Origin of the sequence: Cupriavidus sp. H19C3 (assembly GCF_049393815.1) — a bacterium.
GTDB lineage: Bacteria > Pseudomonadota > Gammaproteobacteria > Burkholderiales > Burkholderiaceae > Cupriavidus.
In genome coordinates this window covers 2314367-2341246 of the sequence record NZ_CP184986.1, presented here as the reverse complement: position 1 = coordinate 2341246, position 26880 = coordinate 2314367, and the positions used below count along the sequence as shown (strand labels likewise).

The following is a 26880-nucleotide window of genomic DNA, read 5'->3' as shown; positions in this document are numbered from 1 at the left end:
CCTCACCGTGTGCGGCCAGCGCGCCGGAAGCCACGCCATCTGCAGGAACCCCAGCACACCAGGAACACCAAGGAGCCACCATGCCGCTGCTGACCGCCGACGCCAAAGGCGTCTTCCCGATTGCCCCCACGCCATTCCTCGACGACGGCACCATCGATACCGCTTCGATCGACCGCCTGACGGATTTCTACCTCGCCTGCGGCAGCACTGGCATCACGGTGCTGGGCCAGCTCGGCGAAGCGCCCAAGCTCGAGCATGCCGAGTCGGTGGAGGTGGCGACGCGCATGATTCGCCGTGCCAGCCGGCTGCCGGTGGTAGTGGGGGTCTCCGCGCCTGGCTTTGCCGCCATGCGCGCGCTCACGCGCGAGGTGATGGACCGTGGCGCCGCCGGTGTGATGATCGCCCCGCCCAACACGCTGCGCACCGATGACCAGATCGTCGGCTATTACCGTCAGGCCGTGGAAGCGATCGGCGCCGATGTGCCGTTCGTGATCCAGGACTACCCGCTGACGTTCTCGGTACAGATGACGCCGGGCGTGATCCGGCGCATCGTTACCGAACTGCCGTCGTGCGCGATGCTCAAGCACGAGGACTGGCCCGGCCTGGAAAAGATCTCCACGCTGCGCGGCTTCGAGAAGGATGGCTCGATGCGCCATATCTCGATCCTGTGCGGCAACAATGGCCTGTTTCTCGACTACGAGGTCGAGCGCGGCGCCGATGGCGCCAACACCGGCTACTGCTTCCCCGACATGCTGTGCGACGTGGTGCGCCTCAACGCCGAAGGCAAGCGCGAGGAAGCCCACGACCTGTTCGATGCTCACTTGCCGCTGCTGCGTTACGAGCAGCAGCCCGGTGCCGGCCTGGCCGTGCGCAAGTACGTGATGATGCGACGCGGCCTGCTGACCTCGGCCGCCCAGCGCAAGCCGGCAGCGGTCATGTCCGCCACCGCGCGCGCCGAGGTCGACCATCTGCTGCGGCGCCTGGCCCGCCACGATGCGCGCGCCGCCACCGCGCTCGGGTAAGCCGCGCGCCGTCAGCGCTGGAACACCGTGTGGATCGAACGCCCGCGCGCATCCACCGCCACGGTGACGGGCATGTCCTCGACCTCGAATTCGTACATGGCTTCCATGCCGAGGTCGGGGAACGCCACGATGCGCGACTGGCGGATGGCGCGCGAGATCAGGTATGCGGCGCCGCCGACGGCAGTCAGGTAGGCTGCGCCATGGTCGCGGATGGCGGCGATCGCGGTCGGGCCCCGCTCGGCCTTGCCGACCATGACGCGCAGGCCGGTTTCCGCCAGCAGTCGCGGCACGAACTTGTCCATGCGCGTCGAGGTTGTCGGGCCCGCGGGGCCCACCGCTTCACTGCCGACCGGATCGACCGGGCCCACGTAGTAGATCGCGCGCTCGCGCAACGAGACCGGTAGCGGCTCGCCGGCATCGAGCATGGCCACCAGGCGCTTGTGCGCGGCATCGCGCGCGGTCAGCAGCTTGCCGCGCAGACGCAGGCGCTGGCCCACCTTCCATTGCGCCACGGTCTCGGCCGTTAGCGTATCGAGATCGACTTCGAGGTCGTCCGCATCGGGCGGCAGGCTTTCCGGAATACCCTGCCAGACCGACTCGTCGGGCGCAACGAAGCGGGCCGGGCCGGTCCCGTCGAGCGTGAAGCTGACAAAGCGGGTGGCGGCGCAATTCGGAATCAGCGCCACCGGCAGCGCAGCCGCATGGCTTGGCAAGGCATGGACCTTGACGTCGAGCACCGTGGTAAGACCGCCCAATCCCTGCGCGCCGATGCCGAGCGCGTTGATGCGGTCGTACAGTTCCAGCCGCAGCCGCTCGGCATCGTCCTGGGGGCCGCGCGCGCGCACCGCGTGGATGTCGATCGGCGTGAACAGCGACTGCTTGGCCGCCATCATCGCCTGCTCGGGGGTGCCGCCGATACCGACCCCCAGCACCCCGGGCGGACACCAGCCCGCGCCCATCTGCGGCACCGCATCGAGAATCCAGTCCACCAGTGAGTCGCTCGGGTTGAGCGTGGCGAACTTCGCCTTGACGTCGCCGCCGCCGCCCTTGGCCACCACGGTCATCCCGATGGTGTGGCCTGGCACCAGTTCGACGTGGACAAAGCCGGGCGTGTTGTCGCCGGTGTTGCGGCGCGCGCCGAGGGGGGAGCCAACCATGGTCGCGCGCAATGGGTTGTCGTGGCAGGTATAGGCGCGTCGGACACCTTCGTCGACCATCTGCTGCAGGCTTTGCAGCGTGCCCGTGCGCGCGGCAAAGCGCACATTCATGCCGACGCGCATGAACACCTGCGCCACGCCGGTGTCCTGGCACAGCGGGCGATGCCCGCGCGCGGCCATGCGGCTATTCACCAGCAACTGCGTGAGAGCACTGCGGGCGGGGCCGGGCGGCTCGGCTTGCCACGCCTCGCGCAGGGCCCCGACGAAATCGGCGGGATGGTAGTAGCTGACGAACTGGAGGGCGTCGGCGATGCTGTCGACGACATCCTCCTGGTAAACCACGGTCATGCGGGGCTCCAGCGGAGGTGGAATATGTTCAAACATATTCGCACAAAGCCGACCGGCGCGAAAGCGCCGCGAAGGTGGGGCAAGGCCGGCGAGCTTGCGCGAACGACGCTACGCGTGCCGCTGGAGAATGGTCGAGTAGGAGAACCGGTCGGCCGGATGCAGGCTGACCACCACCTCGAATAGCCGGTCGGACTGGTCGTAGTAGCGCCGCACGAACTCGAGCGCATGCGCGCCGGGCTCGGTGCCGAGCGTCTGGGCCAGCGGCGCCGGCACGCCGACCGCCCGCACGGTCTGGTGGATTTCCTTTACCAGCCGTCCTGAAGTCTGGCCCACCAGGTCGCAGATCAGGCCCTGCGCGGTCTTGAGTTTGCTCTTGATGCGGGCGCCGTCGGTCGCGGTCACGTACACGTCCGACCACGACAGCGGATGCGCGGGCGCGGCCGGATTGGTGCGCGAGGTCGGGATATGCAGCCAGCGCGTGCCGGGCTGACAGCCGAGATGGCTGGCCAGTTCGATATCCATCACGATCTCGCGTGCGCCATGGATCTTGCGCTCGGTGGCGGCGCCATACTGCACCAGCTCGTCGATGGTCGAGAGGCGCGGCATGTACTCGCCAGACTGCGGCGCCGCCGCTTCGACCCGGGTGCCCGCGCGCTTCTTGCGCGACACCATGCCGAGCTCCTGGATGCGTGTGAGGGCCACGCGCACGGTGCCGCGGCTGACCCCGTACTTGTCGGCGAGTTCGAGCTCGCCCGGCAGGCTGGAACCGACGGGATAGACGCCGCTGGTGATGTCCTGAATGAGCGCCTTGGTCAGCTCGGCGTGGCGTGGCTCCATGGAATCGTAGAAAGAGTGAGGGAACGAAGACGACGCAAATGCTAACGACAGCGGCGAGCGAAGCCAAGTCCTGCTGGTTTACCCTGATACGGCGCGCTTGACCGTGGCGCTGCATGTTCTCTAGAATATGTTCAAACATATTTTTTAGCTATACATATTTCTCTCAGGAGACCAGCGTGGCTGCATTGACAGACGCCCGCCCGGCATCGGCTTCCGGCCCGGCGGTTCCTCCCACTCCGTGGTATCGCCGGCTCGGCATGCAGGTGCTCGTCGCGATGGCACTCGGCATTGCGGTCGGCTTTGCCTTTCCCGCCTTCGGCGCTTCGCTGAAATTCCTCGGCGACATGTTCCTCGCGCTGATCAAGGCCGGGGTCGCACCGCTCGTATTCCTGACCGTGGTGACCGGCATCGCCTCCGCCGGCGATATCAAACGCGCCGGGCGCGTCGGGGTGCGCGCGGTGGTGTACTTCGAGGTGATCTCGTCGATCGCGCTGGTGATTGGCCTGTTCTTTGCCAACCTGCTCCATCTTGGCAGCCACATGCATGCCGAGCCGACCGCCTCGGCTGCCGCGGCGGCATCGAAGGCCGCCGCCCACGCGGCGCCGCCGTCGTTCAAGGAATTCCTGCTCCATACCGTTCCCGACAACTTCGTCGGCGCCTTCGCCCGTGGCGAAATGCTGCAGGTGGTGGTGCTGGCGCTGATCTTCGGCGCCGGCATCCTCACGCTGGCGCCCGAGCGCCGCGCGCGCGTGTCGGAAGGCCTGGAGCTGGTCTCCGAGACCCTGTTCTCGTTCATCAATATCGTGATGAAGTTCGCCCCGATCGGCACCTTCGGCGCGGTCGCCTATTCGGTGGGCAGCAACGGCTCGGGGGTGCTGCTCGCGCTGGCCGAACTCGTGCTGAGTTTCTATGGCGTGATCCTGTTCTTCGTGGTGGTGGTGCTAGGCCTGGTGTGCCGCCTGTCGGGCTTCAGCCTGTTCCGCTTCCTGCGCTTTATCAAGGAAGAAGTGTTTATCGTGCTCGGCACGGCCTCGTCCGAAAGCGCGCTGCCGGGCCTGTTGCGCAAGCTGGAACTGTTTGGCTGCTCCAAGCAGACCGTGGGCCTGGTGTTGCCCACCGGCTATGCGTTCAACCTCGACGGTACTTCCATCTACATGTCGATGGGCGTACTTTTCATCGCCAATGCGTTCGGCGTGCCACTGAGCCTGGAGCAGCAACTGGGCATTCTCGCGCTCATGCTGCTGACGTCGAAGGGCGCGGCTACCGTCTCGGGCGGCTCGTTCGTGGTGTTCGCCGCCACCGTTACCGCCACCGGCATCCTGCCGCCGGACGGGCTGGCCCTGCTGTTTGGCGTGTATCGCTTCATGTCGATCGCGATCGCCACCTGCAACACGATCGGCAACAGCGTAGCCACCGTCGTCATCGCCAAGTGGGCGAAGGACTTCGATCCTGAACGCGCCCGTGCGGCTCTGGCGGCGTCAGAGGCCGCTCGCTGAGCCAGGGCCGACCTGCGGCCGCTCGCCCTGCCAACCTTTTTCACCGTACTGAAAGCCTTTCCATGGCCACCACCGTATTCGACTCCGTCCTGTTCCGCGACATGTTCGGCACGCCGCAGATGCGTGCCGTATTCGACGACCGCGCCTATGTGGCGCGTTGCATCGACGCCGAAACCGGGCTCGCGCGCGCGCAGGCACGTGCCGGCCTGATTCCGGCCGAGGCTGCGCAGCAGATCAGCGCACGGTCACAGCTCGACAAGATCGACCTGGACGCGATGCGTGCCGAGACCGAGATCGTCGGCTATCCGATCCTGCCGCTGGTGCGCCAGCTGTCCGCGATGTGTGGCGAGGCCGGCCGCTATGTGCACTGGGGTGCCACCACGCAGGACATCATGGACACCGCGACGATGCTTCAGTGCAAGCAGGCGGTGGAGATCATCGAGGCCCAGCTCGACGAGGTACGCGCGGCATTGAAGACGCTCGCGGCCGACCATGCGAAGACCGTTACCGCGGGCCGTACCCACCTGCAGCACGCCCTGCCGGTGACGTTCGGCTTTCGCGCCGCGGTGTGGCTGTCGGCGCTGAATCGTCATGCCGAGCGCCTTGCGGAAGCGAAGCAACGCGCGCTGCTGGTGGAGTTCGGCGGCGCCGCCGGCACGCTGGCCTCGCTTGGCAGCACCGATATCGGCCTGACCGTGCGTGCCAACCTCGCTGACGAACTAGGCTTGCGCGACCCCAAGATTACGTGGCACGTGGCGCGCGACGGCCTGGTGGAACTGGTCTCGCTGCTGGCGGCGATCGGCGGCTCGCTCGGCAAGATCGCGTTCGATGTGATGACGATGGCGTCGTCCGAGTTCGGCGAAGTTGCCGAGCCGTTCGTGGAAGGCCGCGGCGCGAGCTCCACCATGCCGCAGAAGCGCAACCCGATCTCGAGCGAACTGATGCTGGCCGCGGCCAAGCTGCTGCGCGAGCGTGCCGCGCTCATGCTCGACGCCATGATTCAGGACTTCGAGCGGGCCACGGGGCCGTGGCATCTGGAATGGAGCGCGGTGCCGGAGGCCTTCCTGCTGGCGTCGAGCGCGCTCGGCCAGGCCGCGTTCATGCTCAAGGGCCTGTCGGTCGATACCGGCCGCATGCGCGAGAACCTCGACCTTACCGGCGGCCTCATCGTCGCCGAGGCGGTGATGATGGGCCTCGCGCCCGAGATCGGCCGCCAGCAGGCGCACGACGTGGTGTACGACGCGTGTCGCGTGGCGATCGAGCAGAAGCGCACGCTTCATGCGGTGCTGTGCGAAAACCGCGACATCGTGGCGCGCCTGGGCGAGGACCGTATCCGCGCGCTCACCGATCCGGCAAACTATCTGGGCGCCGCCGAGCGCATGGCGATGGCGGTCGTGGAGGACACGCGCATCGGCCGCTGACGGTTTTGCCGCCGTGCGCGCGGGCCATGTTCGGCCACGCGCGCGGCGGTCCCATCCCAAACCATCCCGCACAGAGGATAGAGGAGACATCATGAAGCCATTGAACGCGCTGCTTGCGACGCTATGCCTGGCCACGGGCGTGGCCCAGGCGCAAACCTATCCCGCCAAGGCGGTGACCTGGATCGTGCCGTTCGCGGCCGGCGGCCCCACCGATGCGCTGGCACGCAATATCGCCGAACGCGTCGCGCGCGAACTCGGTCAGCCCATCGTCATCGAGAACACGCCCGGCGCCGGCGGCACCGTGGGCGCGGCCAAGGCCGCACGCGCGCCTGCCGATGGCTACACCATGCTGGTCGGCCACGTCGGCTACATGGCCGCCGCCCCCTCGCTCTACAACAAGCTCGCGTACGATCCGGTCAAGGACTTCGAGGGCGTCTTCCGCTTTCCCGATACGCCGCTGGTGCTGCTGGTCGGTGCGGGCTCGCCATACAAGACCGTGCAGGACCTGGTGACGTTTGCCAAGGCCAATCCCGGCAAGCTGAACTTTGGCAATGCGGGCGTGGGTTCGACCTCGCATCTGGTTGCCGCGATGTTTGCGCAGAAGGCCGGCATCCGCATTACGCCGGTCGCCTACAAGGGCGCGGGCCCGGCGTTGACCGACGTGATGGGCGGCCAGGTCGACGGCATGTTCGACCAGACCAACACGGCATTGCCGCAGGTGAGCGGGGGCAAGGTGCGCGCCATCGCCCAGACGGCGACGCAGCGTGTGCCGCAGTTCCAGCAGGTGCCCACCGTTGCCGAGACCGTGGTGCCCGGCTTCGAGGCGTCTACGTGGTACGGACTCTATGCGCCGAAGGGCGTGCCGAAGGAGGTGGTGGCGCGTACCTATGCGGCCTGGAGCAAGGCGCTGCAGGACCAGGCCTTCGTCAAGCGCCTGGCCGACCAGGGCATCCAGATGTTGCCCGACGCGCAATATGCGCCGGCTGCCCTGACCCGACACACCGCCAGCGAGGTCACCAAATGGAAGAAGGTGATTGCCGACGCTGGCATCAAGCTCGAGTGACCGCGGTTCGCTGACGGCGCCGCGCATGACGGCGCAAGCCCTCATTCCTTCTGAATGCCGGCAAGCGCGGCGGCATTCGACCAGCGCTTGATCTCGTCGAGCTGGAAGCGGCGCAGCACGTCGGCGCCGCCAGCAAAGACCTGGCCGCTGGTACGGCCGACGAATGCGGCGGCGTCCTTGCTGTTGAAGATCTCCACCGCGGCGTCGCCGAGCTTCTTGACCACGTCGGGTGGGGTCTTGGCCGGCGCGAACAGCGACACCCAGTTGACCATGTAGTAGTCCTTGTAGCCGAGCTCCTGCAGCGTCGGCACATTGGGCTGCGCGGGTAGGCGCTTGTCGCCGCCTACCGCGATGATGCGCGTCTTGCCCGACTGCGCGAGTGCCGACGCGGCCAGATAATCCGACATCGCAAAGTCCACCTGCCCGCCGGCGAGATCCGCCACCGCCGGTGCGGCGCCCTTGTAGGGAATCGCGGCCGCGGTGATGCCGGCCTGCTTCATGAACAGCTCGGTGGCGATCTGGTACGACGCGGAGCCCGAGCCGTAGCTGAGCTTGCCCGGATGTGCCTTGGCCGCGGCGACCAGATCGGCAACGGTCTGGTACGGCGAGTCGCCGCGCACCGACAACACCATGGCGCCGTAGTAGAGCCGCGCGACCGGGGCGAAGTCGCGCACGGGGTCGTACGGCAGCGACTTGAACTGGACCAGGTTGGTCGCCATCGGCGAATTGCTGGCGACGAACAGCGTGTAGCCATCGGGGTCCGCCTTTGCCACGGTCTGCGCCGCGATAAAGCTGTTGGCACCGGGGCGGTTCTCCACCACGAAGGGCTGGCCGAAGCGGGCTTCGAGCTTTTGCGCGAGAAAGCGCGCGCTGCTGTCCGAACCCGTTCCCGGCGGAAACGAGACCACGATCCTCACGGGCTTGTCCGGATAGTTGTTGGCATTGGCCAGTGCCACCGCGGGCACGGCAAACATGGCTGCCAGAGAGGCGATCAGCAGGCGCCGCATGGTTGTGTCTCCTGTTCTCGGGGCGATGCATGCCTGCGGCACGTCACCCACTTTTCATCGAGCAGACAGCGTAGGAGATCGCCGCGCGGCGCCGCAATGCATGCCGCAACATAATCGTTATGCGTCCGCCGGCATGGCTCGGCCTCGCATGGGGCACGGGATGGCAGCACGGGGTTGCAGCGCGTTACTGCAGCGAGGTGATTGTCGCCGGATTTCCGATATCTCATGCATGCGATAGCCGTTGCGCAACCGGCGTTGCTAACCTCGTCTCGCATATCCGGAACGAGGAGACACAGTTGGAGACAGCCAGCAAGATCGTGATACGGCCGGCCGCGCCCGATGGCGCGCTCGCCCCGCTGCGCGCCGAAGTGCGCGCGTTCCTGGCCGAGACCGTGCACGACATGCCCCCACAACTGCGCGCAAAGAGCTGGTCGGGCTATGACCCTGCCTTCAGCCGCGCACTCGGTGAACGGGGGTGGATCGGCATGACGTGGCCCAAGGCCTATGGCGGGCAGGAGCGTTCGATGCTCGAACGTTATGTCGTGCTCGAGGAACTGCTTGCCGCGGGCGCACCGGTGGGCGCGCACTGGGTGGCAGAGCGGCAGAGCGGCCCGCTGCTGATGCGCTACGCCGACAAGGCCGTGGCGCGGGAGATCGTGCCGCGCATCGTGCGCGGCGAGCTGCGCTTCTGCATCGGCATGAGCGAACCCGATTCCGGCTCCGATCTCGCGTCGATCCGCACGCGTGGCGATCGCGTGGACGGCGGCTGGATCATCAACGGTACCAAGCTCTGGACCTCCAACGCACACCACTCGCAATACATGATCGCGCTGGTCCGCACCGACCGTGGCGCCGACGACAAGCACAAGGGGCTATCGCAGTTTCTGGTCGACATGACGTCACCAGGGCTGCAGGTGAGGCCGATTCGCAATCTCGCCGGTAACGAAGGCTTCAACGAGGTGGTGTTCGAGAACGTGTTCGTGCCGGACCGCATGCTGATCGGCAAGGAGGGCGACGGCTGGGCCCAGGTCACGGCCGAGCTCACGTTCGAACGCAGTGGCCCCGAGCGCTATCTGAGCAGCTATGCGCTGCTGGCCGAGATGGTCGACGCGGCCGATGCCGACGACAGCCGGCATGCCGTGGAGATCGGCTATCTCGTCGCCGAGCTGGGCAACCTGCGCCAGATGTCGCGCGGCATCGCGGCGATGCTTCATCGCGGCGAGAACCCACAGCTTGCCGCGGCCAACGTCAAGGACATGGGCGCGCTGTTCGAGCAGCGCATTCCGGAAGTGGCGCACCAGCTGTTCGGCCATGAACTGCGCCGCGCCGGCACGCCGCTGGTGGCCACGCAAGGCTACCTGACCCAGACCGTACCCTCGTTCTCCCTGCGGGGCGGTACGCGCGAAATCCTGCGGGGAATCATTGCCAGGGGGCTCGGTATCCGATGAGCGACGCGACGAACGAACTCGAACAACTGTTGACCGACAGCGCCGAGCGCCTGTTTGGCAACGAAGTCACGCTCGCACAGTCCGAGGCGATGGAACGTGGCGAATTCCCGCACGCGCTGTGGCAGACCGTGGAGGCGAGCGGCCTCACGCGCGTGCTGGCCCGCGAGGAGGACGGCGGCGCCAACGCCAGCTGGGCCGAGGCGCTGCCCGTGCTGCTGGCCGCCGCGCGCACGGTCGCGCCGGTGCCGTTTATCGAGACCGCGACGGCGACGTGGCTGCTGAGCCGGCTCGGCATGCCGGTACCGGCAGGACCGATCGCACTGGCCGATCTCGGGGCGGAGCCGGAAGCAAGGCGCGCCGGCGACGACTGGACGCTCACCGCCGAGGTGGAAGTGCCATGGGGGCGCCACGCGCCGCACGTACTGGTGCGCGCCCGCGGCGTCTGGCTGCTGTTGCCGACCGAATCTTGCCGCGTCAGCGAGGATGCCAATATCGCCGGCGAAGCGCGCGACGAACTCAGTTTCATCAACGTGACCGCGGTCGCGAGTGCTACCGGTGCGCCGCGCGCACGCTTCGACGATCCGGCCGCCCTGGGCGCCCTGATGTGCGCGATCCAGATCGCCGGGGTGCTTGAACGCGTGCTCGACCAGACCGTCCGGTACGCCACCGAGCGGATCCAGTTTGGCCGCCCCATCGGCAAGTTCCAGGCCATCCAGCAGCAGCTCGCGGTGCTCGCCAATGAAGTGGTCGCGGCGCGCATGGCGGTGGCCAGTGCCTGTGCGGCCATGGCTGGCGACGACTGGGTGCGGCACGCGATGATCGCCAAGATCGTCTGTGGCCTGGCGGCGGGGCGCGTCCCCGCCATCGCGCACCAGGTGCATGGCGCCATCGGCTTCACGCGCGAGCATTCGCTGCACTACGCCACGCGTCGGCTCTGGTCGTGGCGCGCGGAATACGGCAGCGAGGCGCAATGGGCGGCGCGGCTCGGTGCGCAGGCGATTCGCGACGGCGGTGCCGCGCTGTGGCCACGCATGACGGAGGCCGCATGAAGCCGATCCTGTATTGGCGGGATAGCCTGCATGCCGGGTTGCGCCGCGTGGTGCCGGCATGCACGGTGGCCGGGCTGGCGTGCATCGCCGCGGCCGCGCATGCCGAAAGCGCGCAGGCATATCCGACCCGCCCGATCCGCGTGATCGTGCCGTTCACCTCGGGGAGCGGCTCCGATTCATCGGCGCGCTACTACGGCGAGCAGCTCGGCAAGGCGCTGGGGCAGCCGGTGGTGGTGGAGAACCGTCCCGGCGCCAACGGCCTGATCGGCATCCAGGCGCTCAAGAGCGCCCCCGCCGATGGCTACACGGTACTGCTGGCCAGCAACTCGCCGATGTCGGTCAATCCGATCGTGATGAAGAACCTGCCCTACGATCCGCTGACGGACATGAAGCCGGTGTCCGGGCTCAGCCGCAACATGAACGTGTACCTGGTGCCGGTCGATTCGCCGCTGAAGACGATTGCCGATGTGGTCACCACCACGCGGCAGACCGGCAAGCCATTGAGCGTGGGAACCTATTCGGCCGGCTACCAGCTGGCGGCGGCGTGGTTCGCCAACCTCGCCGGCATCCGCTTTGTGAACGTACCGTACAAAGGTCAGGCGCAGATCATGACCGATGTGATCGGCGGCCAGCTTGACCTCGCGGTGGTCGATCTGGGTGGTGCGCTGGGCCTGCTCAAGGAGGGCAAGGTGCGCGCGCTCGCGGTCACGGGCGAAACGCGGCATCGCGACTTTCCCGACGTGCCGACCATCCGCGAGAGCGGCTATCCCGACTACGTGCAGTACAGCTGGGTGTCGTTTTACGTGCGCGTGCAGACCCCGGACGACATCACGGACAAGCTTGCCGGCGCGATGCAGGTCATTCTCAAGACGCCTGCGTCCGATGCATTCCTGGCGACCAAGGGCAGCGACGCGATGGCCTATCCGCCCAAGGTCATGCGCCGCTTCCAGCAGGCCGAGATCGCGCGCTTCCGCGGCGTGGCCAGCGCGGCCGGCATCCGCCCGGAATGATGCGGCGCTCAGGACCTGATGCGCCGGGCCGCCGCGGCCAGCAGTGTGCGCAGCATGGTGACGAACGGATGCGAGTGCACGTTGTTGTGCCAGCACAGGTGGATCGGCACGGACATGCCGCCATCCTGCATCGGCACGAAGCGCACGCCCGCATGCCGGCACAGCATCGGCGCGAGATAGTCCGGGATCATCGCGTAGGTCTCGGTGCCGCTGATCGCATCGGGAATCGCCAGGTAGCTGGTGAGCGTGCCGACGATATGCCGCTGCTGGCCGTGGCCATCGAAGTAGCGGTCGAGCAGGCGCGTGATCAGGCCAAACTGCGAGATATCGAGGCAGGGCAGCGGCGCCAGCTCGCGCGCGGACGTGACCGCCCCGAGATGCGGATGTTCCGCGGCGGCAAGGCAGCCGAAGCGCGCGGTCAGCAACTGCTCGGAACGCAGCGATTCCGATTCCACGGGGTAGAACGCCACCATGATGTCGATGGCGCCGCTGGTCATGGCCGACAGGCCGCTGGGCAGCGGCACCGGTTGCATGCGCACGCGCGCGCGCGGCGCCACCTGGCGCAACTCGGCGAGGAAGGCCGGCGCGATCAATGCCTGCAGCGAATCGTTGATGCCGATCACGAACGAGCCAGTCTCGGCGGCGGGATCGTAGTCGCCGGTCTGCGTGTAGATCTCCTCGATCGCGCGCAGCGCATCGTCGAGGGTGGCGCGCAGGTCCTGCGCGCGCCGCGTCGGCAGCATCTTGTGCGCGCTCTTGATCAGCAGCGGATCGCCGAGGTCGTCGCGCAGGCGGTCCAGCATGCGGCTCATCGACGGTTGCGTGCTGTCGAGCCGCTTGGCGGCCTCGCTCACGCTGTTGCTCTCAAGCAGCGCCGCCAGCACGACCAGCAGGTTCAGGTCCTTCTTGCGCAATTCCGCCAGCGCCGGACGGCGGCCATCCGGCCCGAGCAGGCTGCCGGTGTCCGGTGGAAGGGGGGCGTCGTTCATCCTGGATGCGCCTCGCGCTCATATTGAAAATGGCATAACGCAGTATGCAGCATTTTGCGCCTGGCGCGATAGCCATGACATCCCTGCCATGCCACCGGTCCGTCCATTCACTGCTCTTCATCGATGCACCGATTCACCGATTCACCCTCCCACCGAGCCAACTGCCATGACGCCCTGTTCTTTCTCGACTGAAACCCTGCCGGTGTCGCTGGACGGCCATGTCGCCCAGGTCCTGATGCGCCGGCCGCCCTACAACTACCTCGATGCCGATTATGTCGGCCTGCTCGCCGACGCGCTGGAACGGCTCGACCAGGACGATGCCTGCCGCGCCATCGTGCTGGCCAGCGAGGGCAAGGCCTTCTGCGCCGGCGCCAATTTTTCCGGACAGGATGCCGCCGTCAAGCGGGACCCGAGTCCCTTCTATCGCCAGGCCATGCGCCTGTTCCGCACGCGCAAGCCGATCGTCGCGGCAGTCCATGGCGCCGCCGTCGGCGCCGGTGCTGGCCTGGCGCTGGTGGCGGATTTTCGCGTGACCTGTGCCGAGGCGCGCTTCAGCGTCAATTTCAACCGGCTCGGCTTTCATCCGGGCTTCGGTCTGACGCTGACACTGCCGCGGCTGATCGGCGTGCAACAGGCCTCGCTGCTGTTCTACACGGGCCGCCGCATCGACGGCGCCACCGCGGTCCGCATCGGCATGGCCGACCAGCTCGCGCCGGCGGACGAGGTTCTCGCGCAGGCGCATGCGCTCGCCGCGGAAATCGCCGTATCGGCGCCGCTTGCGGTGGAAAGCACCCGCGCCGCCATGCGCACCGGGCTGGCGGAGGCCGTGCATGCGGCCAACCAGCACGAGCTCGCGGTCCAGCTCACGCAGTTTCCGACCGAGGATTTCCGTGAAGGCGTCGCGGCGATGGCCGAGCGCCGCCTGCCCAATTTCCAGCGCCGCTGAAGCGACAGGAGCCGATCTCGTGACTTCGCAACACATCAACAACGACCGCGCCGACAGCCGCCCCGGGACAGCCGGTCCGCTCGCCGGCGTGCGCGTGCTGGACCTGTCGTCGGTGGTGCTCGGTCCCATGGGCACGCAGGTGCTGGCCGACATGGGTGCCGACGTGATCAAGATCGAGGCGCCGGAGGGCGACCTCATGCGCGCCAATGGCGTGGTGGAAACGCCCGGCATGAGCTCGATCTTTCTCGCGCTCAACCGCAACAAGCGTTCGGTGGTGCTCGATCTCAAGCAGGAATCGGGGCGCGCGGCGCTACGCCGGCTGGTCGCGACAGCGGATGTCCTTGTGCACAACATGCGTGTCTCGGCGATCGAACGGCTCGGCTTTGGCTACGAGGCGGTACGCGCGTGGAATGCGGAGATCGTCTACTGCGCCGCCACGGGCTTTGGCCAGGATGGACCGCATCGCGACAAGCCCGCGTTCGACGACATCATCCAGGCGGCATGCGGCTTTGTCGGCGCGGCGTCGATCAACCGCGACGAGCCCGACTACCTGCCCAGCCTGATCGCCGACAAGACCACGGGACTGGCCGTTGCCAACGCCGTGCTGGGGGCACTGTTCCATCGCGAACGTCACGGCGAGGGCCAGTACGTCGAGGTACCCATGCTCGAGACCATGGCGGCATTCGTACTGACCGAGCATATGGGCGGCATGACGTTTCCGGGTTCGGCCACGCGGGCTGGCTACGCGCGTCTGCTCGAAGGCGGCCGCAAGCCGGTGCGCACGCAGGACGGCTGGATCAGCCTGCTGCCGTATACCGACAAGCACTGGAAGGCGTTTTTCCACGAGGTGGATCGGGACGATCTCGGCGAGCGCTACAACATTGCCAGCCGGCGCGAGCGCAACGCGCATATCAAGGCGCTGTACGGGCATTTGCGCGAGCTGGCGCCGTTGCGTACCACCGCGCAGTGGATGACGCTGTGCGAGCGGCTCGATATTCCGGCCACGCCGATCTACGCGCTCGACGACCTGCCGCGCCATCCGCAACTGCGGGCGGTGGGCCTGTTCGAGGAATCGGTGCATCCGGAGGTCGGGCCGATACGCCAGATCCGTCCGACCGCGCGCTTTGCGCGCACGCCCACCGCGATTCGCCGGCATGCGCCCGGCCTGGGGCGGGACACGGCCGAGGTGTTGCGCGAGGCAGGCTTCGACGAAGACGAGATTGCGCAACTGGTGGAAGCGGGACCGCGCTGACCGCCGCGCCGTGTCGATCCGACAAATCTGTCAGCCGTATGCAACGCGCCGCCATTTGTGGCACTTCACGTCGAGTACACTGCCGGCTGGCGTCGCCCGGTACGCGGGCGACGCCGCTTCCTTCGACACTGACACCGCAGCCACTCATGAAGAAATTCCCCCTGTTTATCGCCGCCCTGGCCCTCGCCGGCGCCGCGCACGCCGCGGATTCCGCCCCGGAGAAGCTGCCGTCCGGCATGACGATCCAGCATCTGGCCAAGGGCACCGGTCCTTCGCCGAAGGCGACCGATACCGTCAAGGTGCACTATCGCGGCACGCTGACCGATGGCACCGAATTCGATAGCTCCTACAAGCGCGGCCAGCCCATCTCGTTTCCCCTCAACCGTGTGATTCCGTGCTGGACCGAGGGCGTGCAGAAAATGCAGGTGGGCGGCAAGGCCAAGCTGACGTGCCCGGCCAATACCGCCTATGGCGCGCGCGGCGTGCCGGGCACGATTCCGCCCAATGCGACGCTGAACTTCGAAGTGGAACTGCTCGGTATTGGCAACTGAAGTTCCGGGGGCCCATCGGGGCGACCGGAGGGCAACCGAAGGAAATCGAAAGCAGCCCGCGCCAAGCCGACGCGGGTTGCGATCTTGCAGATCTTGCGTGCTGTGCGCGCTGCCTGAGCACGCTTTCATCTGCAGGGCGACATTTGCACCGGCGCGCATTGGGCCTATACTGGGTTGTGTTGCGGCGCAGCATTTCGCGCCGCGCAAAAGCCAGTTGGAAATGCCCATGATTCCCTGCGAACTTTGCAGACGGCTGATCGGCCGTCCGGGTCATGTCCCGCCTCACGCGCGGCTTGTGAAGTCGGCCACCGTGCCGCATGCCTCGCAAGGCAGCGCGTACTTCTATACCTGCGAACAGTGCCGCCAGGCCATCGTGCTGTCGGCCGACGATCGCGATGGTCCCGATGGCTGGAAGGCGGTGGCGCCGCCGTCCTGAGCCGCACGCTGACATTGGGCCACCTCCAGCATGCGCATGGTTGTCAACGAGTGTCCCGTCGGGCAACGGGGCACGCGCGCGGGTGAGATTGGCGCGGCGCGCGTAGAATAGCGCTCCATTAGCGAACCGAGAATTCGCGCGCCTGCCATGCAGAACGGCAGGGTCTTTCCTGAGAGAGTGCACGTTGAACAATCCGGCCAGCGAACGGTCCGCGTCCCCCGCGGTGACCGACGCCAACGCCCGCGCCATGCCTGCCGCCCATGCCAGCCGTGGCATTACCCTCCTGACCTTCGCCTTCGTGCTGAGCCAGTTCTACCGCAGTTGTCTCGCGGTGATCGCGCCCGAACTGCAGCATGACTTCGGCTTGTCGCCCGCGGGGTTCGGCACGCTGTCCTCGTGTTTTTTTCTTGCCTTTGCCGCCGCGCAAATCCCCATCGGCCTCGCCTTCGACCGCTATGGCGTTGGCCGTCCCACCGCCTTGCTGCTGGGCGTGGGCGCGGTGTCCGCGATCCTGTTCGTGGCGGCGCCAAGCGGAGGCGCCGCGATGCTGGCGCAGGTCGGGCTGGGCCTGGCGTGTGCGCCGGTCTTCATGGGCCTGCTGCATTACGCATCGGAGCAACTGTCCGACAAGCAGTACATGCGCGTGGTGAGCCGTTCCAATGCGATGGGCATGATCGGCGCGCTGTGCGCCACTGCGCCACTCGGCTGGCTCGCGCAATGGCTCGGCTGGCGTCACGCGATGGCGATCTCCGCGCTTGGCATGCTGGTGGCGTGTCATGGCGTATGGCGGCATGTGCGCGACACCGGCCATGCCGACGCGCGCCACGCGCCCATGACGGCGATGCTGCTCGATAGCGCCAGGCTGCTGGCGATGCGCTCGCTGTGGCTGCTGATTCCGCTGTGCGTGGCGATGGCGGCCGGCACCGCGTTCCGCAATGCCTGGAGCGGGCCGTACCTCGCCAACGTGTATGGCCTCAACGCGGGCACGCGCGGCATCGCGCTCACGCTGCTGAGCCTGACCGGCTTTGCCACCGCGTTTCTGTTGCCGCTGCTGGTCCGGCGTACCACGCTCAAGCAGACCATCGCCGGCTGGTCGTGCTTTGCGTTATGCGGTGGACTGCTGCTGACGGTCTGGCCGGCTGGCGGCGTGGTGGCGAGCGTGGCCTGCATGGCGCTGCTGAGCACCATCGGCATGCTGCATCCGCTCATCATGGCGCAGGGCCGCAGCCTGATTGCGCCGGCCCAGCGCGGGCGCGGCCTGGGGCTGCTGAACACCTTCGTGTTCCTCGGCTCGGCCCTGACCTCGTGGGGATTCGGCATGATCGCCAACGCAGGCCATGACCGTCTGTGGCCCGACGCGACGATTTACGCGGTGATCTTCGGCGCCGCGGCGCTGATCGTCGTCATCGCGCTGGTGCCGTACGCCTTCAGCGCGATGGGGCGCCAGTAGGCCACCCGCTAATCGGGTGGTCTCCGCGGCACGAGATCTGCTGCACCACTGCCGCGGCAGGGGCCGCCGCCACCGGTCGCGCGTCGGCGCGCTGTCCACAAGGCGGCATCCCGGTGCTATGGTGAAGCATGCGCCGACCACCGGAGCCTGCCATGGCGATCTTCCGCCCCGTTCCCGCGGTGACATGGATATTGACGCTGGCGCTGACGTTTGCCGCACGCGGGGCATGCTTCGCGCAGGCGCCGATCACCGCTGGCGAATTGCGGCGGCCCAACGTCGTGGTCGTGCTGCGCCATGCCCATGCACCTGGCGTGAGCGACCCCGCGGGATTCCGGCTCGACGACTGCGCCACCCAGCGCAACCTCGATACGCGTGGCAGGCGCCAGGCCGCGGCGCTTGGGGCGGCCTGGCGGGCAAACGGCTTCCAGCCCACCCGCATCATGAGTAGCGCGTGGTGCCGCTGCCAGGACACCGCCCGCCTGATGGGGCTCGGCCCCGTCATGGTGCAGCCGCTGCTCAACTCGTTCTTTGGCGCTGAGGCCAGCGCGCGAGCCGGGCAAACCGCACGGCTGGCACGCTATATCGAGGGCCTCGATCCGCGCGGCGGGCCATACTTGCTGGTCACTCACCAGGTGGTGATCACTGCCTTGACCGGTCATGGCGCGGACAGCGCCGGCGGCGTGGCGATCGAATTGCCGGTGGACGGGCGCGCCCGGCAGGTGCGGATACTGGAGGCCGGCACCGTCGACTGACCAGCGGGTCGCGCGCGACGCCGACCCGGAGCGCTGCCTCAAGTTTCTCAGGGTAAATGCCGATAGATGACGCAACGACCGTACAAGCGTTCACCCCGGACGCACGGTGCACACGTTCTCCTCAGGCAAAAGACATGAAGAACCTCGGTATTGGCGTCCGCCTTGGCATCGGCTTTGGCGTGGTATTGCTGTTGTCCATCCTCATGACGGTCTATGGCACCTTGCGGCTGCAGGACGTTGCCAGCCGCACGCATGAAATGATGCAGGAACCGCTCGCCAAGGAGCGGATCGTGAGCGACTGGTATCGCCTGATGTATGCGAGCGTGCGTCGCACGACCGCCGTGGCGCGCAGCTCCGACCCCTCGCTTGGCGCATTCTTCGCCAAGGAGACCAAATGGTCGACCGATACCATTGCCGCGATGCGCGACAAGATCCAGCCGATGCTGACGTCGGACGCGGAGAAGGCTGCGTTTCAGAAGATCCAGCAGGTGCGCAATCCGTATAACGAATCGCGCGACAAGATCAGCAAGTTCAAGAAAGAAGGCATGGCCGACGAGGCCAACAAGGTGCTCGAGACCGAGTTCGTGCCGGCCGGCGATGCCTACCTCGCGGAGATCCAGAAGCTGCTCGATATCCAGCGCACCGCGATCGATACCACCGCAAAGGACATCAACGATATCTACGTCGCCGCGCGCAACCGCATGATCGGGCTCGCCTTCCTGGTGGTGGCGATCGGCGCCGGGTTCGCGTTCTGGTTGACGGTGGGCATCACGCGCCCGCTGCATCGCGCCCTGGGCATCGCGCGCACCGTGGCATCGGGCGACCTGACCAGCCGCATCGACGTGGAGAGCACCGACGAGACCGGTCAGCTCCTCGAGGCACTGCGCGAGATGAACGAGAACATCCTTGGCATCGTGCTGGAAGTGCGCAACGGTACCGAGGCCATCGCCACCGGTACCAGCCAGATCGCGGTTGGCAATACCGACCTGTCGCAACGCACCGAGGAACAGGCCTCGTCGCTGGAGGAAACCGCTTCCAGCATGGAGCAGCTGACCGGCATCGTGCGCCAGAACGCGGACAACGCGCGCCAGGCCAGCTCGCTGGCCGTCAATGCTTCGGACGTGGCGACCAAGGGCGGTGAAGTGGTGGGCCAGGTGGTCAACACGATGGAAGAGATCAGCGGCGCTTCGCGCAAGGTCGTGGACATCATCGCGGTGATCGAAGGCATTGCGTTCCAGACCAACATCCTGGCACTGAACGCGGCGGTGGAAGCGGCGCGTGCCGGCGAACAGGGGCGCGGCTTCGCGGTGGTGGCGGGCGAAGTGCGCAGCCTGGCGCAGCGCAGCGCGACGGCGGCCAAGGAGATCAAGTCGCTGATCGGGGATTCGGCCGATCGCGTCGAGCGTGGTTCGCAACTCGTGGCCGAAGCCGGCAACACCATGGAGCAGATCGTCAGCGCGGTGAAGCGCGTGACCGACATCATGGGCGAGATCAGCGCCGCGTCGGCCGAGCAGAGCGCCGGTATCGAGCAGGTCAATCAGGCCGTCACGCAGATGGATACCGTGACGCAGCAGAACGCCGCGCTGGTCGAGCAGGCCGCTGCGGCCGCCGGCTCGCTGGAAGAGCAGGCGCAGCGCCTCAAGGAAGCGGTGGCGACGTTCCGCCTCGCGGCCTGACCCTCGCAGGGAGCGCCGCACCCCTGGTTTCGCTCCTCGCCGGGATCCGGCGGCTCACCGACCTGCGGTGCGCTCGCGCCCGGATCCCGTCTTGCGCGTACCGTCGCCGCTCACCGTGCTCACCGTGCTCACGGGGCTTTGGGCGGCATGACCGCACCGGGCACCGGAGTGTCCTGCACATGCTGCATGCTCGGCATCATGTTGCTGTTCAGATGGAACATCACCCACAGCGTGCCTGACAGGGTGATGACCACGAGCACCAGCGTGAAGATCAGGCCGAGCAGCGTCCAGCCGCCTTCCGAGCGCGCGTTCATATGCAGGAAGTAGATCATGTGCACCACGATCTGCACCGCGCCCAGCCCGAGCAGGACCAGCGCCGTGGTCGACGACTTGTCGAACACCTTCCCCATCACGAGCCAGAACGGAATCGCGGTCAGGATGACCGACAGCACGAAGCCCGTCACATAGCCGCCGAGCGTGGCATGCGCGGCGCCATCGTGGTCATCGTCATGGCCATGACCGTGGTCAGCCGCCTCGTCGTACGCGCTCATGGCAGCACTCCCATCAGGTAAACGAAGGTAAAGACGCCGATCCACACTACGTCGAGAAAGTGCCAGAACATCGACAGGCACATCAGGCGGCGGCGATTGGCGGCGATCAGACCGTGCCGGCCCACCTGGAACATCAGCGTAATCAGCCAGACGATGCCGAAGGTCACGTGCAGCCCATGCGTGCTGACCAGCGCAAAGAACGCGGTCAGGAACGCGCTGCGCTGCGGGCCGGCGCCTTCGCTGATCAGATGCGCGAACTCGTAGAGCTCCACCGAGATGAAGGCCGCGCCGAACAGGCCGGTGATGGCCAGCCAGATCAGCGTGGGGCGCATGTGGTTCTTCTGCATCTCGAGCATGGCAAAGCCGTACGTGATGGACGAGATCAGCAGGAACGTGGTGTTGAGCGCCACCAGCGGCAGGTCGAACAGTTCGGCGCCGGTGGGGCCGCCCGCATACTCGCGCCCCAGCACGCCATAGGCGGCGAACAGGCACGCGAAGATCAGGCAGTCGCTCATCAGATAGAACCAGAACCCGAGCAGCGTGCCGCTGGGCGCATGGTGCTCCTGCGTCAGGTAGAACTGCAGGGGCTCCTGCCGCATGCCGTCCTCTGGCGCTGCGGCGCCGCCGGTGAAGGGAATCGTCGTATCAGCCATGGCTGCCTAGCATTTGCGTGCGCGCGGCTTCCGTCTGGACCACCTGCTCCGCCGGAATGTAGTAATCGCGCTTGTAGTTGAAGGTATGGGCGATGGCCACCACGAGCGTGGCGGCGAACGATGCGATGACGAGCCACCAGATGTGCCAGATCAGGCCGAACGCGCAGATCGTGCTGAGCCCGGCGAGGACGATGCCGGCACTGGTGTTCTTCGGCATATGGATCGGGATAAAGCCTTCCAGCGGGCGGCGGTAGCCGTGCTGCTTCATCTGCCACCACGCATCGGTGTCATGCACGATCGGCGTGAAGGCAAAGTTGTAGACCGGCGGCGGCGACGAGGTCGACCATTCGAGCGTGCGGCCGTCCCACGGATCGCCGGTGGTATCGCGCAGTGCATGCCGGTTGCGGAAGCTGACCACCAGCTGGATCAGGAAGCTGGCGATACCAAGCGCGATCAGGAAGGCGCCGACCGCGGCGATCTGGAACCAGATCTGCAGCGAGGGATCGTCGAAATGGTTCATGCGGCGCGTGACCCCAAGCAGGCCGAGCCAGTACAGCGGCATGAACGCGACGTAGAAGCCCACCAGCCAGAACCAGAACGAGCACTTGCCCCAGAACGGGTCGAGGCGGAAGCCGAAGGCCTTGGGGAACCAGTAGGTGATGCCTGCCATCAGGCCGAACAGCACCGCGCCGATGATCACGTTATGGAAGTGGGCGATCAGGAACAGGCTGTTGTGCAGCGAGAAATCGGCGGGTGGCACCGCGAGCAGCACGCCGGTCATGCCGCCGATCACGAAGGTGACCATGAAGCCGACGGTCCACAGCATGGGGACTTCGAAGCGGATGCGCCCGTGGTACATCGTGAACAGCCAGTTGAATACCTTGGCTCCGGTCGGGATCGAGATGATCATGGTGGTGATGCCGAAGAACGAGTTCACACTCGCGCCCGATCCCATCGTGAAGAAGTGGTGCAGCCAGACCAGATAGGACAGCACCGTGATCACCACCGTCGCGTACACCATCGACGCATAGCCGAACAGGCGCTTGCGGCAGAACGTGGCCACCACCTCCGAGAACACGCCGAACGCGGGCAGCACCAGAATGTAGACCTCGGGGTGGCCCCAGATCCAGATCAGGTTCACGTACATCATGGCGCTGCCGCCCTGGTCGGCCGTGAAGAAGTTGGTGCCGACGTAGCGATCCAGCGCCAGCAGCGCGAGCGCCGCGGTCAGCACCGGGAACGCCGCGATGATCAGCACGTTGGTGCAGAGCGAAGTCCAGGTGAAGATCGGCATGCGCATCAGCGTCATGCCCGGTGCGCGCATCTTGATGATGGTGACGAGGATATTGATGCCCGATAGCAGCGTCCCGACCCCGGCCACCTGCAGTGCCCAGATGTAGTAATCCACGCCCACGTCCGGACTGTGAATGATGCCGGACAGCGGTGGGTACGCGAGCCAGCCGGTGCGGGCGAACTCGCCCACGAACAGCGACATCATGACCAGGATGGCACCGCCCGTGGTCATCCAGAAGCTGAAGTTGTTGAGGAAGGGAAACGCCACGTCGCGCGCGCCGATCTGCAGCGGCACCACGAAGTTCATCAGCCCCGCGACGAGCGGCATGGCCACGAAGAAGATCATGATCACGCCATGCGCCGTGAAGATCTGGTCGTAGTGATGCGGCGGCAGGTAGCCGAGGTTGTCGCCGAACGCGATGGCCTGCTGGATCCGCATCATGATGGCGTCGGAAAAACCGCGCAGCAGCATTACCACGCCCAGCACGATGTACATCACGCCGATCTTCTTGTGGTCGATGCTGGTGAACCACTCGTGCCACAGGTAGCCCCACACGCGGTAGTAGGTCAACGCCGCGACCAGCGCGAGGCCGCCGAGCGCGACCACGATAAACGTGACGAGCAGGATCGGCTCGTGATAGGGAATGGCTTCCCACGAAAGCCGGCCGAAGATCTGCGTGGCGAGTTCGGAGCGCTCAGGCATGTTGATCACCGAAGGCCGTGACGGCCATGAGGGTTGGTCGGAGAAGCGTGTCTATCGAACCAGGCGGCTGGCGCCGATCGCATCGGCCAGCGCATCGCCGGTGCCAGACGGCAGGATGCCGCTGTTGCTGGCGGTGCAGACGTAGGCGGACGGATCGAACTTGCCGCGGCTGGCATCGAGCGCCATCACGTCGGCACGGCAGGTCCCACCTTGCGCGCAGCGGTTCAGGATGGCGTCGTAGAGCCCGGGTGCCACGCTGGCGTAACGTTGCACCGGCTCGCTCTCGCTGGGCTTGGCGAGTTGCGCGTAGACCTCGCGCGAGAGCGGATTGCCCTTGGCTCTGGTCTGCGTGACCCAGCGTTCGAAGTCCGCGTCGGACAGGCCATGAAACTTGAACCGCATGTGCGAAAAGCCCGCGCCGCTGTAGTTGGCGGAGAAGCCATCGTAGACGCCGGCACGGTTGATCACCGCATGGAGCTGGGTCTCCATGCCCGGCATGGCATAGACCTGGCCGGCCATGGCGGGGATGAAGAACGAGTTCATCACGTCGCTTGCCGTGATCTTGAACTGGATGGGCCGGTCGACCGGGGCCGCCAGTTCGTTGACCGTCGCGATGCCCTGTTCGGGATACAGGAACAGCCATTTCCAGTCGAGCGCCACCACCTGCACGGTCAGCGGTTTGGTCCCTTCGGGAATCGGGCGGCGGTCGTCGAGCTTGGTGAGCGGACGGTAAGGATCGAGCTGATGGGTGCTGACCCACGTGACGGCGCCGAGGGCAATGATGATCAGCAGCGGTGCCGCCCAGATTGCCAGTTCCAGCGTGGTGGAGTGGTCCCAGTCGGGGTTGTAGGTCGCGTCCTTGTTGCTCTCGCGGTAACGGAACGCGAAGACCAGCGTCATGGTGATCACCGGCACGATGATCAGCAACATCAGGCAGGTCGCGATGATGATGAGGTCGCGCTGTTTGACCGCCAGATCGCCGGATGGTGAAAGCAGCACGGCGTTGCTGCAGCCTGCAAGGCCGGTCGTCAGCGCGACCAGGAGACTGGACACAGTGGCAAGCCGTAATGGCCTGCGCACCCCGAAAATGGATCGCACCGCCGAATCAGAGCTTCGCATAGTCGCGGAAGTGGCGTTGGAGAGACGTCGAGCGCGGCCCGACGAAACAGGGTTCGGTTTCTAAGGGAGTTTAGCCGCTATTCTTGTGATTGCAGTACCATGATTTCAGTACGCCGCATGAGGAGCGGATTGCGGTACCATGATTCGCTTGAGACGCATGCGGTGGCGTGAAGGGCATGGGGCTGCACCAGCTTCATGCTGGTCGCACCAAGTCGTACCAAGTCGCACCAGGTCCCACCAGGTCCCACCAAGCCGCACCGAATCAAACCAGGTCGCACCAAACCAAGTCGCACCAAGTCGCACCAAGTCGCTGCGGCCCTCGCCCGGCCGCATCTTCCACCGATGACAAGGGGGCATGACGATGTCCAGCCTGACCCATCAGCATCGTGCGTCGCCGGCCACACCGCCGGCACCCGGCCATACCCAGATTGCGCCGGCAGAGATTGCGACTGGCGTCGTGATCGGGCGTGCTTCCGAGTACTTCGACTTCTTCGTCTACGGCATCGCTTCGGTGCTGGTCTTTCCCTCCGCATACTTTCCGTTTGTCAGCGAGCTCGACGGGTTGCTGCTGTCATTCACGGTGTTCACCTTCGCCTTTATCGGACGGCCGTTTGGAACGGCACTGTTCATGCGCATCCAGCGGCGCTGGGGCCGTGGCATAAAACTGACGGGGTCGCTGTTCCTGCTTGGTACCGCGACCGTGGGCATCGCGTTCCTGCCCACCTACGCATCGCTCGGCATGACCTCGATCGTGTTGCTGGCGGTGTTTCGCTTCCTGCAGGGCATCGCATTCGGCGGCTCGTGGGACGGCTTGCCGTCGCTGCTGGCACTCAATACGCCGCCGGAGCGGCGCGGCTGGTACGCGATGCTGGGCCAACTCGGCGCGCCCACCGGCTTTATCGTCGCGGGCGGGCTCTTCCTGTTCCTGCATGCGAGCCTGAGCGAGAAGGAGTTCCTCGAATGGGGATGGCGTTATCCGTTCTATGTCGCCTTTGCCATCAACGTGGTGGCGCTGTTCGCGCGCCTGCGGCTGGTGGTGACGCACGAATACACACGCCTGCTCGATGAAGTGGAACTGGAACCGATCTCCACGTCCGAGATCCTGCGTGCACAGGGCTACAACATCTTCCTTGGCGCCTTTGCCGCGCTGGCCAGTTACGCGCTGTTCCACCTCGTGACGGTATTCCCGCTGTCGTGGATCCAGCTGCACAAGACGCAGGGGCTCACCGATGTGCTCGCGATCCAGATCGTCGGCGCGTTTATCGCCATCATGGGCACCGTGATTTCCGGCTGGATTGCCGACCGGATCGGCCGGCGCACCACACTGGGCTCGATGGCGCTGCTGATTGGCATCTTCAGTCTCTTTGCGCCGTGGCTGCTCGATGGTGGGCGCACCGGACAGGACCTGTTCATCCTGATCGGCTTTGCACTGCTGGGGTTGTCGTATGGGCAGGCGGCCGGGGTCGTGACGTCGAATTTCGAACGACGCTACCGCTATACCGGCGCGGCCCTGACCACGGACTTCGGCTGGCTGTTTGGCGCCGCTTTCGCACCGCTGGTCGCGCTCGGGCTATCCGCGCGATTCGGGCTGGTGGCGGTCAGTCTCTACCTGCTGTCGGGGGCGGTATGTACCCTGCTGGCATTGCGCATCAATCGCGCCCTGGGCACCCACGAGCAGTAGTGGCGCAACGGGATCCGTCGGGGCGGCGCCGTTGCAGCATCCTGCCCCGGGGCCCCGCGTCCTAGCCGAGCTTGCCCACGTTCTCCATCGCAAACGCGATAAATGCGTTGGCGGCAGCGGTCTGATAAGCCCCCCTCCGCCGCAGCACCGCCGCTCTTCGCGGCGGTAGCGGCACCTCCAGCTTGAGCATGCGCAGGTCGTCGTGTTCGGCCGCAATGGCCGCTGGCAATACCGTCGCAAAGCGGCCGCTGCGCACCGCCTCGATCACGCCGGCCACCGAGTTGACTTCGATCATGATGCGCGGCTCGATGTCGAGCGGACGGAAGTAGCGCTCGATATAGCCACGCGTGGCGAACTCTCGCGTCAGCAGCGCCATCGATTCGGCAGCCAGTTCGGCGGATGTCAGCGCGGTGCGCCGGCGCGCGAGCGGATGATTCGACCCCACCATCAGCGCCAGCGATTCCTCGAACAGCGAGAGCGCTTCCAGATCGGGCAGATGAATGTTGTCGAAGGCGATGCCGAGATCGAGCGCGTCGTCGGCCAGCATCGGCTCCACGCGTTCCTGCGGCATCTCGCGCACGCTCAGCGAGATATTCGGGTAGCGCGCATTGAAGGCCACGATCAGGCGGCCGAACAGATAGGGCGTGAAGGTCGGCGTCATGGCCAGGCGCAGGTTGCCGCGCGTGAGTTCGCCCACGTCGTGAATGGCGCGCTGACCCGCGTCCAGGTCCTGCAACGCGCGCCGCGCATAGCCGTGATAGGCCTCGCCCGCATCGGTCAGGCGGACGGTGCGGCCCGAGCGGTCGAACAGCGGGGCGCCGAGCATGTCCTCGAGCTGGCGGATCTGCTGGGAAAGCGTCGGCTGCGAGACGTGCAGCCTCTCGGCCGCGCGCGTGAAGTTGCCGGTCTCGGCGACGGCCAGAAAGTAGCGGATGTGGCGCAGAAGCATGGTGTACCAGCGTCGAGGCGG

The 26880-nt window shown here is 66.4% G+C and carries 24 protein-coding genes; 15 read left to right on the top strand and 9 right to left on the bottom strand.

The window, feature by feature from the left end:
• Positions 1 to 80 precede the first annotated feature (80 nt).
• Positions 81 to 1022 carry a dihydrodipicolinate synthase family protein gene (locus DFLDMN_RS29995; protein WP_423199377.1) on the top strand — a complete coding sequence of 314 codons (942 nt, stop codon included), beginning with the start codon at positions 81 to 83 and terminating at the stop codon, positions 1020 to 1022.
• 11 nt (positions 1023 to 1033) lie between these two features.
• Here the strand turns inward: DFLDMN_RS29995 and DFLDMN_RS29990 are convergent, their stop codons facing one another.
• A complete protein-coding gene (locus DFLDMN_RS29990; RefSeq protein ID WP_423199376.1) occupies positions 1034 to 2527 on the bottom strand; it encodes a fumarate hydratase in 1494 nt (497 codons plus the stop codon).
• Positions 2528 to 2635: 108 nt separating this feature from the next.
• Positions 2636 to 3364, bottom strand: coding sequence for a GntR family transcriptional regulator (locus tag DFLDMN_RS29985; protein ID WP_423199375.1), 729 nt, complete (start codon positions 3362 to 3364; stop codon positions 2636 to 2638).
• Positions 3365 to 3621: 257 nt separating this feature from the next.
• On the opposite strand from DFLDMN_RS29985, the gene DFLDMN_RS29980 reads away from it, so the two are divergent.
• From DFLDMN_RS29980 to DFLDMN_RS29970, 3 genes are all read left to right on the top strand, one after another.
• A complete protein-coding gene (locus DFLDMN_RS29980) occupies positions 3622 to 4860 on the top strand; it encodes a cation:dicarboxylate symporter family transporter (RefSeq protein ID WP_423200618.1) in 1239 nt (412 codons plus the stop codon).
• Between the two features lie 62 nt (positions 4861 to 4922).
• A complete protein-coding gene (locus tag DFLDMN_RS29975; RefSeq protein ID WP_423199374.1) occupies positions 4923 to 6281 on the top strand; it encodes a class-II fumarase/aspartase family protein in 1359 nt (452 codons plus the stop codon).
• Positions 6282 to 6372: 91 nt separating this feature from the next.
• Complete coding sequence (locus DFLDMN_RS29970; RefSeq protein WP_423199373.1) at positions 6373 to 7344, top strand: Bug family tripartite tricarboxylate transporter substrate binding protein; 972 nt, start codon at positions 6373 to 6375, stop codon at positions 7342 to 7344.
• 41 nt (positions 7345 to 7385) lie between these two features.
• Here the strand turns inward: DFLDMN_RS29970 and DFLDMN_RS29965 are convergent, their stop codons facing one another.
• Positions 7386 to 8351, bottom strand: a complete 966-nt coding sequence (locus DFLDMN_RS29965; RefSeq protein ID WP_423199372.1) for a Bug family tripartite tricarboxylate transporter substrate binding protein — start codon at positions 8349 to 8351, stop codon at positions 7386 to 7388.
• A 296-nt stretch (positions 8352 to 8647) separates the two neighbouring features.
• Here DFLDMN_RS29965 and DFLDMN_RS29960 point away from each other — a divergent pair, with 296 nt between their 5' ends.
• Genes DFLDMN_RS29960 through DFLDMN_RS29950 form a run of 3 tightly spaced genes read left to right on the top strand, consistent with a single transcriptional unit; the run spans position 8648 to position 11858 of the window.
• A complete protein-coding gene (locus tag DFLDMN_RS29960) occupies positions 8648 to 9799 on the top strand; it encodes an acyl-CoA dehydrogenase family protein (RefSeq protein ID WP_423199371.1) in 1152 nt (383 codons plus the stop codon).
• Entirely contained in the window at positions 9796 to 10848 is a 1053-nt protein-coding gene (locus tag DFLDMN_RS29955; RefSeq protein ID WP_423199370.1) for an acyl-CoA dehydrogenase family protein, read from the top strand. Before DFLDMN_RS29960 ends, DFLDMN_RS29955 begins: the two co-directional genes overlap by 4 nt.
• Positions 10845 to 11858: a Bug family tripartite tricarboxylate transporter substrate binding protein gene (locus tag DFLDMN_RS29950; RefSeq protein ID WP_423199369.1), complete on the top strand. Its 1014-nt coding sequence runs from the start codon at positions 10845 to 10847 to the stop codon at positions 11856 to 11858. The genes DFLDMN_RS29955 and DFLDMN_RS29950 overlap by 4 nt, the downstream gene beginning before the upstream one ends.
• A gap of 8 nt (positions 11859 to 11866) precedes the next feature.
• On the opposite strand, the gene DFLDMN_RS29945 is transcribed toward DFLDMN_RS29950, so the two are convergent.
• Entirely contained in the window at positions 11867 to 12847 is a 981-nt protein-coding gene (locus DFLDMN_RS29945) for a LysR family transcriptional regulator (RefSeq protein ID WP_423199368.1), read from the bottom strand.
• A 166-nt stretch (positions 12848 to 13013) separates the two neighbouring features.
• Between DFLDMN_RS29945 and DFLDMN_RS29940 the strand changes: the two genes are divergently transcribed.
• The 7 genes from DFLDMN_RS29940 (at position 13014) to DFLDMN_RS29910 (ending at position 19910) form a co-directional block, all read left to right on the top strand.
• Positions 13014 to 13793: an enoyl-CoA hydratase/isomerase family protein gene (locus tag DFLDMN_RS29940; protein WP_423199367.1), complete on the top strand. Its 780-nt coding sequence runs from the start codon at positions 13014 to 13016 to the stop codon at positions 13791 to 13793.
• Positions 13794 to 13812: 19 nt separating this feature from the next.
• Positions 13813 to 15045, top strand: coding sequence for a CaiB/BaiF CoA transferase family protein (locus DFLDMN_RS29935; RefSeq protein ID WP_423199366.1), 1233 nt, complete (start codon positions 13813 to 13815; stop codon positions 15043 to 15045).
• Positions 15046 to 15191: 146 nt separating this feature from the next.
• Positions 15192 to 15596 carry an FKBP-type peptidyl-prolyl cis-trans isomerase gene (locus tag DFLDMN_RS29930; protein ID WP_423199365.1) on the top strand — a complete coding sequence of 135 codons (405 nt, stop codon included), beginning with the start codon at positions 15192 to 15194 and terminating at the stop codon, positions 15594 to 15596.
• 295 nt (positions 15597 to 15891) lie between these two features.
• The gene (locus DFLDMN_RS29925; protein ID WP_423199364.1) at positions 15892 to 16032 is read left to right on the top strand and encodes a hypothetical protein; all 141 of its coding nucleotides are present in this window, start codon (positions 15892 to 15894) and stop codon (positions 16030 to 16032) included.
• A 247-nt stretch (positions 16033 to 16279) separates the two neighbouring features.
• Positions 16280 to 17482 carry an MFS transporter gene (locus tag DFLDMN_RS29920; protein ID WP_423200617.1) on the top strand — a complete coding sequence of 401 codons (1203 nt, stop codon included), beginning with the start codon at positions 16280 to 16282 and terminating at the stop codon, positions 17480 to 17482.
• A gap of 152 nt (positions 17483 to 17634) precedes the next feature.
• Positions 17635 to 18234 carry a histidine phosphatase family protein gene (locus DFLDMN_RS29915; RefSeq protein ID WP_423199363.1) on the top strand — a complete coding sequence of 200 codons (600 nt, stop codon included), beginning with the start codon at positions 17635 to 17637 and terminating at the stop codon, positions 18232 to 18234.
• A 134-nt stretch (positions 18235 to 18368) separates the two neighbouring features.
• Complete coding sequence (locus DFLDMN_RS29910) at positions 18369 to 19910, top strand: methyl-accepting chemotaxis protein (protein WP_423199362.1); 1542 nt, start codon at positions 18369 to 18371, stop codon at positions 19908 to 19910.
• A 128-nt stretch (positions 19911 to 20038) separates the two neighbouring features.
• Here the strand turns inward: DFLDMN_RS29910 and cyoD are convergent, their stop codons facing one another.
• Genes cyoD through cyoA form a run of 4 tightly spaced genes read right to left on the bottom strand, consistent with a single transcriptional unit; the run spans position 20039 to position 24229 of the window.
• Positions 20039 to 20461, bottom strand: coding sequence for a cytochrome o ubiquinol oxidase subunit IV (gene cyoD / locus DFLDMN_RS29905; RefSeq protein WP_423199361.1), 423 nt, complete (start codon positions 20459 to 20461; stop codon positions 20039 to 20041).
• Positions 20458 to 21114, bottom strand: a complete 657-nt coding sequence (cyoC, locus tag DFLDMN_RS29900) for a cytochrome o ubiquinol oxidase subunit III (RefSeq protein WP_423199360.1) — start codon at positions 21112 to 21114, stop codon at positions 20458 to 20460. Before cyoC ends, cyoD begins: the two co-directional genes overlap by 4 nt.
• On the bottom strand, positions 21107 to 23110 hold the full coding sequence (gene cyoB / locus DFLDMN_RS29895) for a cytochrome o ubiquinol oxidase subunit I (protein WP_423199359.1): 2004 nt from the start codon (positions 23108 to 23110) through the stop codon (positions 21107 to 21109). The genes cyoC and cyoB overlap by 8 nt, the downstream gene beginning before the upstream one ends.
• 51 nt (positions 23111 to 23161) lie before the next feature.
• Positions 23162 to 24229: a ubiquinol oxidase subunit II gene (gene cyoA, locus DFLDMN_RS29890; RefSeq protein WP_423199358.1), complete on the bottom strand. Its 1068-nt coding sequence runs from the start codon at positions 24227 to 24229 to the stop codon at positions 23162 to 23164.
• Between the two features lie 361 nt (positions 24230 to 24590).
• Between cyoA and DFLDMN_RS29885 the strand changes: the two genes are divergently transcribed.
• Positions 24591 to 25910 (top strand): MFS transporter, encoded by a 1320-nt coding sequence (locus tag DFLDMN_RS29885; protein WP_423200616.1) that lies wholly within the window; start codon positions 24591 to 24593, stop codon positions 25908 to 25910.
• A 61-nt stretch (positions 25911 to 25971) separates the two neighbouring features.
• Here DFLDMN_RS29885 and cynR read toward each other — a convergent pair whose 3' ends face one another.
• A complete protein-coding gene (gene cynR / locus DFLDMN_RS29880; protein ID WP_423199357.1) occupies positions 25972 to 26859 on the bottom strand; it encodes a transcriptional regulator CynR in 888 nt (295 codons plus the stop codon).
• Positions 26860 to 26880 lie beyond the last annotated feature (21 nt).

Bases quoted from the DNA above. Each gene is read 5' to 3' on its own strand.
- DFLDMN_RS29995 (WP_423199377.1), top strand. From the start codon at position 81: ATGCCGCTGCTGACCGCCGACGCCAAAGGCGTCTTCCCGATTGCCCCC.
- DFLDMN_RS29990 (WP_423199376.1), bottom strand. From the start codon at position 2,527: ATGACCGTGGTTTACCAGGAGGATGTCGTCGACAGCATCGCCGACGCC.
- DFLDMN_RS29985 (WP_423199375.1), bottom strand. From the start codon at position 3,364: ATGGAGCCACGCCACGCCGAGCTGACCAAGGCGCTCATTCAGGACATC.
- DFLDMN_RS29980 (WP_423200618.1), top strand. From the start codon at position 3,622: ATGCAGGTGCTCGTCGCGATGGCACTCGGCATTGCGGTCGGCTTTGCC.
- DFLDMN_RS29975 (WP_423199374.1), top strand. From the start codon at position 4,923: ATGGCCACCACCGTATTCGACTCCGTCCTGTTCCGCGACATGTTCGGC.
- DFLDMN_RS29970 (WP_423199373.1), top strand. From the start codon at position 6,373: ATGAAGCCATTGAACGCGCTGCTTGCGACGCTATGCCTGGCCACGGGC.
- DFLDMN_RS29965 (WP_423199372.1), bottom strand. From the start codon at position 8,351: ATGCGGCGCCTGCTGATCGCCTCTCTGGCAGCCATGTTTGCCGTGCCC.
- DFLDMN_RS29955 (WP_423199370.1), top strand. From the start codon at position 9,796: ATGAGCGACGCGACGAACGAACTCGAACAACTGTTGACCGACAGCGCC.
- DFLDMN_RS29950 (WP_423199369.1), top strand. From the start codon at position 10,845: ATGAAGCCGATCCTGTATTGGCGGGATAGCCTGCATGCCGGGTTGCGC.
- DFLDMN_RS29945 (WP_423199368.1), bottom strand. From the start codon at position 12,847: ATGAACGACGCCCCCCTTCCACCGGACACCGGCAGCCTGCTCGGGCCG.
- DFLDMN_RS29940 (WP_423199367.1), top strand. From the start codon at position 13,014: ATGACGCCCTGTTCTTTCTCGACTGAAACCCTGCCGGTGTCGCTGGAC.
- DFLDMN_RS29930 (WP_423199365.1), top strand. From the start codon at position 15,192: ATGAAGAAATTCCCCCTGTTTATCGCCGCCCTGGCCCTCGCCGGCGCC.
- DFLDMN_RS29920 (WP_423200617.1), top strand. From the start codon at position 16,280: ATGCCTGCCGCCCATGCCAGCCGTGGCATTACCCTCCTGACCTTCGCC.
- DFLDMN_RS29915 (WP_423199363.1), top strand. From the start codon at position 17,635: ATGGCGATCTTCCGCCCCGTTCCCGCGGTGACATGGATATTGACGCTG.
- DFLDMN_RS29910 (WP_423199362.1), top strand. From the start codon at position 18,369: ATGAAGAACCTCGGTATTGGCGTCCGCCTTGGCATCGGCTTTGGCGTG.
- cyoD (WP_423199361.1), bottom strand. From the start codon at position 20,461: ATGAGCGCGTACGACGAGGCGGCTGACCACGGTCATGGCCATGACGAT.
- cyoC (WP_423199360.1), bottom strand. From the start codon at position 21,114: ATGGCTGATACGACGATTCCCTTCACCGGCGGCGCCGCAGCGCCAGAG.
- cyoB (WP_423199359.1), bottom strand. From the start codon at position 23,110: ATGCCTGAGCGCTCCGAACTCGCCACGCAGATCTTCGGCCGGCTTTCG.
- cyoA (WP_423199358.1), bottom strand. From the start codon at position 24,229: ATGCGAAGCTCTGATTCGGCGGTGCGATCCATTTTCGGGGTGCGCAGG.
- DFLDMN_RS29885 (WP_423200616.1), top strand. From the start codon at position 24,591: ATGTCCAGCCTGACCCATCAGCATCGTGCGTCGCCGGCCACACCGCCG.
- cynR (WP_423199357.1), bottom strand. From the start codon at position 26,859: ATGCTTCTGCGCCACATCCGCTACTTTCTGGCCGTCGCCGAGACCGGC.